This window comes from Steroidobacter gossypii, from assembly GCF_016801985.1.
Taxonomy (GTDB): domain Bacteria; phylum Pseudomonadota; class Gammaproteobacteria; order Steroidobacterales; family Steroidobacteraceae; genus Steroidobacter; species Steroidobacter gossypii.
In genome coordinates, this window is record NZ_JAEVLS010000001.1 from 1,674,781 (window position 1) to 1,686,507 (window position 11,727).

The 11,727-nt window shown below is 63.8% G+C and carries 11 protein-coding genes; 6 read left to right on the forward strand and 5 right to left on the reverse strand.

What is annotated here, in order from left to right; all coding sequences use genetic code 11:
- Entirely contained in the window at window positions 1–630 is a 630-nt protein-coding gene (gene eda / locus JM946_RS07290) for a bifunctional 4-hydroxy-2-oxoglutarate aldolase/2-dehydro-3-deoxy-phosphogluconate aldolase (protein WP_203166485.1), read from the reverse strand.
- 34 nt (window positions 631–664) lie between these two features.
- Window positions 665–2,500, reverse strand: coding sequence for a phosphogluconate dehydratase (gene edd / locus JM946_RS07295; RefSeq protein ID WP_218042634.1), 1,836 nt, complete (start codon window positions 2,498–2,500; stop codon window positions 665–667).
- Between the two features lie 288 nt (window positions 2,501–2,788).
- Between edd and zwf the strand changes: the two genes are divergently transcribed.
- The 4 genes from zwf (at window position 2,789) to JM946_RS31210 (ending at window position 6,737) form a co-directional block, all read left to right on the forward strand.
- Window positions 2,789–4,249 (forward strand): glucose-6-phosphate dehydrogenase, encoded by a 1,461-nt coding sequence (gene zwf / locus JM946_RS07300; protein WP_203166486.1) that lies wholly within the window; start codon window positions 2,789–2,791, stop codon window positions 4,247–4,249.
- A gap of 112 nt (window positions 4,250–4,361) precedes the next feature.
- Window positions 4,362–5,063 (forward strand): 6-phosphogluconolactonase, encoded by a 702-nt coding sequence (gene pgl / locus JM946_RS07305; RefSeq protein WP_203166487.1) that lies wholly within the window; start codon window positions 4,362–4,364, stop codon window positions 5,061–5,063.
- A gap of 22 nt (window positions 5,064–5,085) precedes the next feature.
- The gene (locus tag JM946_RS07310) at window positions 5,086–6,075 is read left to right on the forward strand and encodes a glucokinase (RefSeq protein WP_203166488.1); all 990 of its coding nucleotides are present in this window, start codon (window positions 5,086–5,088) and stop codon (window positions 6,073–6,075) included.
- An 89-nt stretch (window positions 6,076–6,164) separates the two neighbouring features.
- The gene (locus JM946_RS31210; protein WP_203166489.1) at window positions 6,165–6,737 is read left to right on the forward strand and encodes an ANTAR domain-containing response regulator; all 573 of its coding nucleotides are present in this window, start codon (window positions 6,165–6,167) and stop codon (window positions 6,735–6,737) included.
- Between the two features lie 64 nt (window positions 6,738–6,801).
- Here the strand turns inward: JM946_RS31210 and JM946_RS07320 are convergent, their stop codons facing one another.
- The 3 genes from JM946_RS07320 to JM946_RS07330 all read right to left on the reverse strand — a co-directional run bounded on the left by JM946_RS07320 (window position 6,802) and on the right by JM946_RS07330 (window position 9,924).
- Window positions 6,802–8,697 (reverse strand): potassium transporter Kup, encoded by a 1,896-nt coding sequence (locus JM946_RS07320; protein ID WP_203166490.1) that lies wholly within the window; start codon window positions 8,695–8,697, stop codon window positions 6,802–6,804.
- A 99-nt stretch (window positions 8,698–8,796) separates the two neighbouring features.
- Window positions 8,797–9,339 (reverse strand): zf-HC2 domain-containing protein, encoded by a 543-nt coding sequence (locus tag JM946_RS07325; RefSeq protein ID WP_203166491.1) that lies wholly within the window; start codon window positions 9,337–9,339, stop codon window positions 8,797–8,799.
- Between the two features lie 3 nt (window positions 9,340–9,342).
- Entirely contained in the window at window positions 9,343–9,924 is a 582-nt protein-coding gene (locus JM946_RS07330; RefSeq protein ID WP_203166492.1) for an RNA polymerase sigma factor, read from the reverse strand.
- Between the two features lie 378 nt (window positions 9,925–10,302).
- Between JM946_RS07330 and JM946_RS07335 the strand changes: the two genes are divergently transcribed.
- Window positions 10,303–10,737, forward strand: coding sequence for a DUF6249 domain-containing protein (locus JM946_RS07335; protein ID WP_203166493.1), 435 nt, complete (start codon window positions 10,303–10,305; stop codon window positions 10,735–10,737).
- 92 nt (window positions 10,738–10,829) lie between these two features.
- Entirely contained in the window at window positions 10,830–11,723 is an 894-nt protein-coding gene (locus JM946_RS07340) for an ABC transporter ATP-binding protein (RefSeq protein ID WP_203166494.1), read from the forward strand.
- The last annotated feature ends 4 nt before the right edge of the window (window positions 11,724–11,727 follow it).

Genomic DNA, 11,727 nt, shown 5'->3' on the forward strand with positions numbered 1-11,727 from the left:
TTACTTGGCCTTCGCCAACCCGGCAGCATCCTTGGCGAGCTGCTCGATCGCAGCCCAATCGCCCGCCCGGATCTTATCCGTCGGCGCCACCCAGGAGCCGCCCACGCACGCCACATTGGGCAGGGCCAAGAAGTCCGGCGCGGTGGCGCGAGTGATGCCGCCGGTGGGGCAGAACACCACTTCGGGGAAAGGTGCGCCGAGGGCCTTGAGCATGCCGATGCCACCGGCTTGCTGAGCAGGAAACAATTTGAATGTGTCGTAACCCCAGCCCAAGCCCGCCAGCAGCTCGGTCGGCGTCATGATCCCGGGCAGCATCGGAAACGACGCCGCCCGCGCGGCCGCCGCCATCTCGGCAGTGAGTCCGGGGCTCACGCCGAACTGAGCGCCGGCACTGCCGGCAGTAACGAAATCGCCAGGACGCGCCAACGTCCCCACGCCGACAACGGCATCCGGCACCGCCTTCCGCATTGCTTCAATGGCCGGCAACGCCGCCGGCGTACGCAACGTAACTTCCAGCACGCGCAAACCACCGGCGCACAGCGCACGTGCCAGAGGCACGGCGTGATCGATGTGCTCGATGGTGAGCACGGGAATGACGGGAGCCAGCGCGAGGATCGATCGGATATTCATGGAGGAGAGGAGTGATTGATGACTATGGAAGAGATCAAGTGCCGCCGAAAATCGAAGCAGCGCCGGCTTCGGCATCGCCGGCCGCCGCGCGGAACGTGGCGAACAACTCGCGGCCTACACCAAAAGCGTTGCGACTCAGATCGGGCTTGGGCACGGAACGGGCGCGCAACACCGCATCGGGCACGCGAACTTCGAGCATGCCGGTGTAGCTGTCCAGCCGGATGACATCGCCATCCTGCACTTTCTCGAGCGGCCCGCCGTTGAGACATTCCGGCGTAACGTGAATCGCCGCGGGAATCGCACCGGACGCACCGGACATGCGCCCGTCGGTCACCAACGCGACCTTGAATCCCTTGCTCTGCAGCGACGTGAGCGTAGGCGTGAGCTGGTGCAACTCCGGCATGCCATTGGCGCGAGGCCCTTGGTAACGAACCACCACCACGCAATCGCGCGACAACTCGCCCGCTTTGAACGCCTTGATCACATCTTCCTGATCGTTGAACACACGCGCCGGCGCCTCGACCACGCGATGCTGAGGCTGAACAGCGGACGTCTTGATGACACCGCGACCCAGATTCCCTCGCAGCACTTTCAGTCCGCCATCAGCGCCAAATGGATCTGTGATCGGCCGCAGCACTTCGGGATCGCCGCTTTGCTCCGGCGCCGGACGCCATCTCAGCCCGTCCGGCGACAGCCATGGCTCCCGCGTGTACGCATCGAGGCCCTGACCGACGACGGTCACCGTATCCTGATGCAACAACCCCGAGCCGATCAGCTGACGAATCAGGAAGCCCATGCCGCCCGCGGCATGAAAGTGGTTCACGTCGGCAGCGCCGTTGGGATAGATGCGCGCGAGCAGCGGCACGATCTCGGACAGATCGCTGAAATCGTCCCAGTTGATATTGATGCCGGCCACTCGCGCCATGGCGACCAGATGCAACGTGTGGTTGGTCGAACCTCCGGTGGCGAGCAATCCAACCATGGCATTGACGATCGCCCGCTCGTCGACGGTGTCACACATCGGCAGGTATTCATCGCCCAGCGAAGTGATCTTCGCCGCCCGACGTGCGGCCGCGCTGGTCAGCGCATCCCGCAGGGGCGTGTTGGGTGTGACGAAAGCGGCGCCTGGCAGATGCAGGCCCATCACTTCCATCATCACCTGATTGCTGTTGGCCGTGCCGTAGAACGTGCACGTGCCCTGCGAGTGATAGCTCTGCGCTTCCGACTCGAGCAACGCGTCGCGGCCCACCTTGCCTTCGGCGAACAGCTGGCGAATGCGCGCCTTCTCTTTGTTTGGAATGCCCGAAGTCATGGGACCACCGGGCACGAAGATGGTGGGCAGATGGCCGAAGGTGAGCGCGCCCATGAACAGCCCGGGAACGATCTTGTCGCACACGCCGAGACACAACGTCGCGTCGAACATGTTGTGAGACAAAGCGACCGCCGTGGCCATGGCGATCACGTCGCGGCTGAACAGCGACAGCTCCATGCCGGGCTGACCTTGTGTCACACCGTCGCACATCGCCGGTACGCCGCCCGCAAACTGCGCGACTGCACCGACTTCGCGCGCAGCCAGCTTGATCAGCTCGGGATAGCGCTCCAGCGGGCGATGCGCAGACAACATATCGTTATAAGAAGAAACGATAGCGACATTAGGCCAGCGCCCGCCGCGCAGGGTGTCCTTGTCCTGCGCGTCCATGCCGGCGAAGCCATGCGCAAGATTGGTACAAGACAGCCCGCCCCGCGTGGGCTTATTTGACCGTGCTTCGCGCATGCGCTGCAGGTAGGCACTGCGGGTCGGATGGCTGCGCTCGCGAATCCTCTCGGTTACGGAGCGCACGCGTTCATGCAAGGGTGCGCTGGTTTTCATGGGGTCTGGCTGGCTTTGGGCGTCGGCTGGGTCATGCTTGGATTCTAACGAGTTCGCTGTCGCATCGCTTCGGGACAAGCGCACACGTTATCATCCGCGCCCTCGCAATCGAATCGGATCCGCGGTGGCCACGCTCGCACCAAACAAATGTCCACAAATGTCTCGTGCCCGTATCGACTACAGCCGGCGGCGGCAGCTGAGAATCGCGCAGCCGTGGTTTGCGGGCGTCGATCCAGGACGCTAAGTTAGCGGGCGCGATCGAGGATTTCCTGCAAGGCGTCAGTATTCATGCAACCTCTCCCGACTTTCGATCTGGTCCTGTTCGGCGGCACTGGCGATCTGGCCATGCGCAAGCTGCTCCCCGCCCTATATCGCCGCAAGGCGTCCGGCCATCTGTCGCCCAAATCGCGCGTGCTCGGTGTGGCGCGCAGCGAGTTGTCGCGCGATGAGTATCTGGCGCAGGTCCAAGCCAGCTGTCAGACGCACCTCGGCAAGGATTACGACGAGAAACGTTGGGCAGAATTTTCACAACACGTGGACTACCTGAAGGTGGACGCGTCCTCGGCCGAGGATTTCGCCGGCCTCGCCACCAAGCTGAAAGGTTGTGACGATCACGTGCGCGCGTTCTTCCTTTCGACCGCGCCGGATTTGTTCGCCCCGATCTGCGAAGGCCTCGCCCAGCACGAGCTGGTGACGTCGTGCTCGCGCGTGGTGCTGGAGAAGCCGCTCGGCCACGATCGCAAGTCGTCCGCCGAGATCAACGAGCGCGTCGGCAGCATCTTCAGCGAAAAGCAAATTTTCCGTATCGACCACTATCTCGGTAAGGAGACAGTGCAGAACCTGCTGGCGCTGCGTTTCGGCAACACGCTGTTCGAGCCGCTGTGGCGGCGGGGTCGCGTCAAGCACGTGCAGATCACGGTGGCCGAAGAGCTCGGCGTGGAGCGCCGTGCGCAGTTCTACGATGAGACCGGCGCGTTGCGCGACATGGTCCAGAACCATCTTCTGCAGCTCCTTTGCATCATCGCGATGGAGCCGCCCGCCACTTCCGATCCGGATGCGATGCGCGACGAGAAACTCAAGGTGCTGCGCGCGTTGCGTCCGCTGCGCGGTCGCGACGTTTTGCATCGAACGGTGCGCGGTCAGTACAAGGCCGGTGCGGCGGGCGGCAAGCCGGTGGTCGGTTATCTGGACGAGAAAGACGTGCCGGCCAACAGCAAGACCGAAACGTTCGTCGCGTTGCGCGTCGACATCGACTCCTGGCGCTGGGTCGGCGTGCCGTTCTATCTGCGCACCGGCAAACGTCTGCAGGAGAAGCTGTCCGAGATCGTGGTGACGTTCGAAGACGTGCCACTGTCCATCTACGAGCGCCCGGACACGCCGCAGGCCCTGAACCGCCTGGTCATTCAGCTGCAGCCGGACGAGAGCATCGAGCTCACCGTGCTGGCCAAGTTCCCGGGCGAGGTGATGCGGCTGCGGCCGGTCAATCTGAGCCTGGATTTCTCCGAGACCTTCAAGGCGCCGCGCCTGGACGCTTACGAGCGCTTGCTAACCGACGTGCTCAAGGGCAACTTGACGCTGTTCATGCGCCGTGACGAGCTGGATGCCGCCTGGGAGTGGATCGACCCGATCCGCGAAGCCTGGGATCAGGCCGACGAAGCGCCCAAGACCTACACCGCGGGCAGCTGGGGGCCGGCAGCGGCCAGCGCCCTGCTGGGCCGGGACGGGTTCGCCTGGCGCAACGAGCTGTAGAAATGGTCGCAACTGGCGAGCCGTCACCAGAACTGAGATAACTGCAAATAACTGGGCATTCATGCCAATCGGGAATTCGGGACATTCCGGGGGTACCGGCGGTGAGACATCCATGAGCTGGCTTCACGAACACCGCTTTCCGGATTCGCTGGCGCTGGCGCACGCCCTGTCGGGCGAGATCAAGGTGGATCTCGAGGAAGCCATTCAGGAGCGTGGCGCCGCCAGTCTGGTGGTGTCCGGCGGACGCACTCCGGTGAAGCTGTTTGAGCAGCTGCGCACCGAAAAGCTCGACTGGTCCAAGGTGTGGGTGACCCTGGCGGATGAGCGCTGGGTCGAGACCAATCAGCCCGCCAGCAATGAAAAACTGGTGCGGGAAACGCTGCTCACCGGCCCGGCCGCGGCAGCCCATTTCGTGGGACTGAAGAATCCGGCGCCGGCGCCCGAAGCGGGTGCCGATTGGGCCGCTCGCGCGTTGACCAGAGTGCCGCAGCCGTTCGACGTGGTGCTGCTGGGCATGGGCGAAGACGGTCACACCGCATCACTGTTCCCCGGCTCACTGGCGTTGACCAAGGCGCTGGATCGCTCGGCCCCGCCGGGCTGCGTCGCCATCAACGCGCTGACGGCGCCGCATGCGCGGCTGAGCTTGAATCTGTCGGCGTTGCTGGACTCACGCCGGATCATTCTGCACATCGAAGGAGAGTCGAAGTGGCAGGTTTATCAGCGCGCCAAAGCCGCCGGGCCGGTGGCCGAGCTGCCGGTGCGCTCGGTGCTGCAGCAGAAGGAAGCGCCCATCGACATCTACTGGGCGCCGTGATTCTCAACCAAGGCCACTGCACATGATTCAATCGACAGTTCCGCCCCGCATGATCGCGGACATCGGCGGCACCAACGCGCGTTTTGCTTTGCTGGACGGCATGGAGCGACGCGATGAGATCGTGCTCGCCTGCGCCGACTATCCCGATCTGGTCTCGGCCGCCGAGGAATATTTGAAGCGCGTCGGCGCCAGCGTTCGCGGCCGGCCGCTCGAAGCGGCGCTCGCGATCGCAGGTCCCGTGACCGGCGACATCATCCGCATGACCAATCATGTGTGGCAATTTTCAGCCGCTCACACGCGTCAGCAGCTCAAGTTGCGTCGACTCATCGTGCTCAACGATTTCACCGCGCTGGCGCTGGCCGTACGTCATCTCAAAGGCAGCGATCTGGAACAGATCGGCGGCGGCAAGGCGCAGCCCAATGCACCGATCGCGGTCATCGGTCCAGGCACGGGCCTCGGCGTGTCGGGCCTGATTCCCAGCGGCCAGCATTGGATCCCGCTGCAAGGCGAGGGCGGCCATGTGACGTTGTCGGTGATGAACGAACGTGAAGTCGCCGTGCTCCAGCAGCTTCAACAGCGCTTCTCGCATGTCTCGGCGGAGCGCGTGATTTCCGGGCCGGGATTGGTGACGTTGTACGACGCCATTTGCGGCGTCGAAGGCGTCGTGGCCGAAGTGCTCACGCCGCCGGAGATCACCAAGCGCGCGCAGGAAGGCACCTGCCGCTTGTGTTTCGAAACGGTCAGCATGTTCTGCGCCTTGCTCGGCACGATGGCCGGCAATCTGGTGCTTACTCTGGGCGCGCTCGGCGGCGCTTATATCGGCGGCGGCATTGCTCCCGGACTCGGGCCGATGTTTACGAGCTCGCGCTTCCGCGATCGTTTCGAAGACAAGGGCCGCTTCACCGACTATGTGGCGCGCGTGCCGACTTTTCTGATCCGAGCCGAGCTGCCGGCACTGCTCGGCTTGGCCACTGCGTTCACCGATCCGGGGCCGCGGCTCGAAGCGGACTGACCCGCCCTGTCACAAATTGGTCAGACCGCACTGGCACACTCATTGCAACTCGGTAGGCATCGAACCCTACGCAAGAGTGAGCGTGCATCGTGCGTGTGCTCGTTATCGCTGAATCCCCCGATGGTGCGGAGATCTTGAGAGCGGGCGTACAACTCGGCGGCCATGAGTTGACCGACGTTGTGCCCCTCGATAGTGCCTTGTCGCCCGCGCTGGCGCGGAGCAAGCCCGACGTTCTGTTGCTGGAGGCGCGTTCGCCTTCCATCGACCTGCTGGATCGTTTACTCGACGCCATGGGCGACACCGCCGTGCCCTTCGCAGTGTTCGCGCACGAAGCCTCGTCGCAGGCCATAGAAAATGGCGTGCGCGCAGGCGCCGCGGCGTATGTCGTCGATGGTCTCGAAGCGGCGCGTGTGCCTGCCATTCTGCAAGTGACGCTGGCGCGTTTCGATTACATCTCCGGGCTGCGCAGCGAGCTGGGCCAGGCGCAACAGAAACTGGCCGAGCGCAAGTTCGTGGAGCGCGCCAAGGGTTTGTTGATGAAGGCGCGCAATCTGAGCGAAGACGAGGCGTATCACACGCTCCGGCGCATGGCCATGGAGCGCAATCGTCGTATGGGCGATGTGGCCAGGTCGGTGATCGAGATGGCAGAGTTGCTGAACTGACGAGCGCTTCGATCGCGTGCGAGGTCGGTGCAGTCGAAGCGCCGGCTGCACCAGAACAGCACTGCTACAGCTTCACCTGGCTGCTGACTTCGAGCAAGCGATGGCTGGGCACGCCGAAATGGATGGCCGCGAGCTGGCTGTTGCGGCCCATGAAAGCAAACAGGCGTTTGCGCCACAGCGGCATGCCGGAGCCGGTGGTGAACGTCGGATTCTCGCGGCCCACCACATAGACGGTCGACTCGGGTTCATAGGCCAGGCCTTTTTCTTCCGCCCCACGCAGCGCCGTGACCACGTTCGGAGTCTCCATGAATCCGTAACGCGCAGTGACGCGCCACAGACCTTCGCCGAGGTTCTGCACTTCGATGCGTTCCTCGGACTGCACGAACGGCACTTCCGGGCGCACGAACGTGAGCAGCACGTTGCGTTGATGCAGGACGCGATTGAACTTCAGATTGTTCAACAATGCGCGCGGCATGCCGCCGGCCTCGGCGGCCAGATACACCGCTGTGCCTTCCACTCGAAGCGGCGGATCCTTTTCGATCATCGAGAGGAAGTCGCGCACCGGCATCTGCTCGCGCGCAATCAGCCAGGCGAGGGTGCGGCGACCTTCCTGCCAGGTGCTCATCAAGACATAGATGCCGATCGCGACCAGTACCGGCAGCCAGCCGCCATCGTCGAACTTGAGCAGGTTGGAGCAGAAGAACGCCAGCTCTGCGATCAGGATCAGCGTCAACAGCGCGACCATCTTGCGGTTGTGCGGCTCCTGGCGCACGCGTAACAACATCATCACCAGAATGGTGTCGATGAGCATCGTGCTCGAGATGGCGATGCCGTACGCGCCGGCGAGCGCACTGGAGGAGCGGAAGCTGATGATCAACGTCAGCGTGCCGGCGAACAGCAGCCAGTTGACGGTCGGCACATACACCTGGCCGATTTCTTGTTCGGACGAATGTTTGACTCGCAAGCGGGGCAGGTAGCCCAGGTTCAACGCCTGTCGCGTCACCGAGAACACCCCGGAGATCACTGCCTGCGAAGCGATGATCGTGGCGCAGGTTGCGAGCACGATGAGCAATGGCAGCAGCCAGCCCGGCGCGAGCAGATAAAACGGATTGGCAACGGCCAGCGGGTTGTTCATCAACAGGGCGCCCTGGCCGAAATAGTTCAGCACCAGTGCCGGCCATACCACCATGAACCAACCTTTGCGGATCGGCGCGCGCCCGAAGTGGCCCATGTCGGCGTACAGCGCTTCACCGCCGGTCACCGCCAGGAACACGGACGCCAGCGTGACGAAGCCCATGCCACCGTTGTTGATGAAGAAATGCACGGCGTACATGGGATTGATGGCCAACAGCACGCCGGGCGATTCGCCGATGTGCAGCAGGCCCAGCGCTGCGAGCGTGAGAAACCAGGTCAACGTGACCGGCCCGAACAGGCGACCCATCGCGCCCGTGCCGTGCCGTTGCATGAGAAACAACCCGGTGAGAACGGCCACGGCCCCGGGCAACACGAAGCGCTCCAACTGCGGCGACGCGACCTCCAGCCCTTCCATCGCGCTCAAGACCGAAATCGCGGGCGTGACGAAGCCGTCGCCGAAGAACAGCGCCGCTCCGAACAAACCCACTGCGCTCACCGGCCCCCAGAGTTTCCAGTTTGGCGTGGCTGTCGAGACCAGCGTGCTCAGCGCCAGCACGCCGCCTTCGCCGCGGTTGTCGGCGCGAAGCACGATGCCCACGTACTTGATCGAGATGACCAGCACCAGCGACCACAGGATCAGCGACAGCAGGCCGAGAATGTTGGCTTCGTTCACGGCGATGCCGTGATCGGGATTGAAACATTCGCGCAGGGCGTACAGCGGACTGGTGCCGATGTCGCCGAACACGACGCCCAGAGCGACCAGCATCAGCTTGCGATCCGCGCCGTTGCGGTCGGCGACGGCGGAGTCGGACGAACGAATGCCCATGTTGTTGTTACACGCGAGGCATGGCGGCGGGGAGCCGAGGGCGCGGGATTCTAGAGGATTCCGGCGCGAGGGGCAGGAAGAGAGTCGGTTTTCGGCAGTTTACTCGGCGAGGCGGGCGAGCCAGGGCGCGACCAGCATGCCGAAGGCGGCGCCGACCACGGCCGTAATGCCCAGACGGAGATAGTCGATGGAGCTGCCGCCGAGCTCGGCGGCGCCCTGGGCCACCAGGTTGTTGGTGATGCCGGAGCTGTCCAGCCAGCTCATCAGGGCAAAGGCGAGCACAATGCCGCCGATGATGCCGGGGATCACCAGAGCCAGGGTGCGACGCCAGTTACGGGCCAGCGCCTGCGCCTGCTCCTGCCATTCCTGCTCCAGCCGGCGGCGCGCCTCGGCGCGCTGGCTCTCGTCGATGGCGTCGATCCTGGCGAACAATTGCTGATCGAAGGCCGGGTCGAGGGCCATCGGCGGCGCCGCTTCGGTCAACGCGGCGTCCAGCTCCTGGAACTCGCCAAGCTGCTGCTGGCACAGCTCGCAGCGACCCAGATGAGCTTCGAACGCGGCCCGATCGGCGTCGTTCAGCTCATCATCCAGCCAGTCCTGGAGGCTGTCGTGCCACTTGGAATGATCGCTCGGTCGCTGCATGGCTCAACTGGCGGCGGCGGTCGCCTCCGCCTCCTTGGTCAGCTCGATTAGGCGCTTGCGGGCGCGATGAAGCAAGGCTTTGACGGTCCCCAACGGCAGACCCAGGCTGGTGGCGGTCTGTTCGTAGGACTTGTCCTCCATGTAGAACAGCACCACGGCCTGGCGATACCGCTCGGGCAACTGGTCCAGCAACTGGCCGACGCTGACCGTGGCCGAATCGTCGGTTTCAGGCGCGGCCAGGGCGCTGGCGACGGGGTTGTAGCCGTCCTCATCGTCGTGCTGATCCAGCGACACCGTCGGCCGGCGTTTACGCAGCTCGGACAGCGCGCCGTTCTTGGCGATGGCGTAGATCCAGGTCGACAGCTGCGACTGCCCGGCGAACCCGGGCAGCGCGCGCCAGATCCTCAGGAACACTTCCTGAGTCGTATCCTCGGCCATGGCGCGATCGCGTAACATGCTGAATATGAGGCGGAAAACCCTATCCCGATAACGTGGCAACAAGAGCGCGAACGCCTCGCGATATTGCTTGGCCCGCAGCCGCTCCAGCAGGTCGGCGTCGGCAGGTGAAGCTGACGAGGACGTCATTGGCGGTTGGGACGTGCGGGGTGGCCGGAAGGTTGCAGTGGGTGTCACTGTAGCAACGTGAGCGGTTTATTCGTCCTAACACCGCCGCTGTCGGCCGGTTACATCCCGTTGTTGGCCGACCGCGGAGAAGAACGACCCCCGACCCACTCCCAGGACGGGAGGAGGAGCAAAGATTTGTTGTTTTTCCCATGCATGAGAAAGACATGTGCACACCCGCATCCAGTTCCGCTCCGGGCCGGCGAAGCAATTCGAGAGAACACCGCGGTTGCATGAGAATGGACGGCGAAATTTCGGCACGGGGCCGGTGCAACCTTGCACGGGGGCTGCGGCGTCTGAAGCCACAAGTGCTACGCAGTCCGGCTTTTTCGAGGCAGGTATATGGGTGATCTGGTTCCTTTGGTGGCCATCATGTTCGGAGTGGGCGTGCCGCTGTCCATTCCGATCCTGTGGATCGCGCTCAATTACCGTAAGCGGCGCCGCCTGATGGAGCTGAACCATATCGAGCGCATGGCCGCCATCGAGCGCGGCATGGAAGTGCCGCCGTTGCCGCTGGAGTTGATCGACGGCCGCAGCCGCCCCCGCAGCTCGCTGCTGCCCGGCCTGGTGTGGTTTTTCATCGGCCTGGCCATGGTCGCCGGCTCGCTCAGCATCGGCGATGACCTGCCGGTGGTCTTCGGTCTGGTGCCGCTCGGCATCGGCCTCGCTTATCTCATCTATTACGGCGTCGAAGGCCGGCACCTCGAAGCGCGTCAGCAGGAGCAGGAATCGCGCGAGCGGAACAGCCGATATTCGCAAGGCCCTGCAACCTTGTAAGCCCTTCTCGCATCTGTTCGGCAGCACTCGTTCAACAAACTGTCATCGAAAAGGATGCGCTGTCCGCCCGGGCCGGCGCAAAGGAGACGCTCGTGCTCACGATCCGGAACCTGTCCAAGTCCTATGGCAATGTGGCCGCCCTGCGCGATGTTTCTTTGCAGATCCCGGCGGGCATGTTCGGGCTGCTCGGGCCCAACGGCGCGGGCAAATCGTCGCTGATGCGCACCATCGCCACCCTGCAGGATCCCGACACCGGCACCATCACCTTCGATGGCATCGACGTGCTGGCGAACAAGCCGGCGATCCGGCGCACGCTCGGCTATCTGCCGCAGGACTTCGGCGTGTATCCCAAAGTGAGCGCGCTCGGTTTGCTCGACCACCTGGCCGTGTTGAAGGGCTATTTGAATCGCAGCGAGCGCGCCGACGTGGTGGAGGCATTGCTCCGTCAGGTCAATCTCTGGGAGGTGCGCAAGCGCAAGTTGGGTACGTTCTCCGGCGGCATGCGCCAGCGCTTCGGCATCGCTCAGGCGCTGCTCGGCCATCCGAAGCTGGTGATCGTCGATGAGCCCACCGCCGGTCTCGATCCGGAAGAGCGCAATCGTTTCCTGAATCTGCTGGCGGACATCGGCAACGAAGTGGTCGTGATCCTTTCGACTCACATCGTCGAGGATGTGACCGACCTGTGTCCGCGCATGGCCATGATTTGTCGTGGCGAAGTGTTGATGAGCGGCGAGCCGCGCGAGGCCATCGCAGCGATGCGCGATCGCGTTTGGAGCAAACTGGTTAGCAAGTCGGCGCTGCCGGAGTATCAGTCGCGCTACACCGTGCTCTCCACGCGCCTGATCGCCGGCGAGCCGCTGATCCACGTGTATAGCGAAGCGCGACCTGAAGATGGCTTCGCGGCCGTCGATCCCGATCTGGAGGACGTTTATTTCCAGCGCTTGCGCCAGCACGGCGCGATGCGCACCGACGCAGCGGCTGCCTGAGTAG

Bases quoted from the DNA above. Each gene is read 5' to 3' on its own strand.
- eda (WP_203166485.1), bottom strand. From the start codon at position 630: ATGAATATCCGATCGATCCTCGCGCTGGCTCCCGTCATTCCCGTGCTC.
- edd (WP_218042634.1), bottom strand. From the start codon at position 2,500: ATGAAAACCAGCGCACCCTTGCATGAACGCGTGCGCTCCGTAACCGAG.
- zwf (WP_203166486.1), top strand. From the start codon at position 2,789: ATGCAACCTCTCCCGACTTTCGATCTGGTCCTGTTCGGCGGCACTGGC.
- pgl (WP_203166487.1), top strand. From the start codon at position 4,362: ATGAGCTGGCTTCACGAACACCGCTTTCCGGATTCGCTGGCGCTGGCG.
- JM946_RS07310 (WP_203166488.1), top strand. From the start codon at position 5,086: ATGATTCAATCGACAGTTCCGCCCCGCATGATCGCGGACATCGGCGGC.
- JM946_RS07320 (WP_203166490.1), bottom strand. From the start codon at position 8,697: ATGGGCATTCGTTCGTCCGACTCCGCCGTCGCCGACCGCAACGGCGCG.
- JM946_RS07325 (WP_203166491.1), bottom strand. From the start codon at position 9,339: ATGCAGCGACCGAGCGATCATTCCAAGTGGCACGACAGCCTCCAGGAC.
- JM946_RS07330 (WP_203166492.1), bottom strand. From the start codon at position 9,924: ATGACGTCCTCGTCAGCTTCACCTGCCGACGCCGACCTGCTGGAGCGG.
- JM946_RS07335 (WP_203166493.1), top strand. From the start codon at position 10,303: ATGGGTGATCTGGTTCCTTTGGTGGCCATCATGTTCGGAGTGGGCGTG.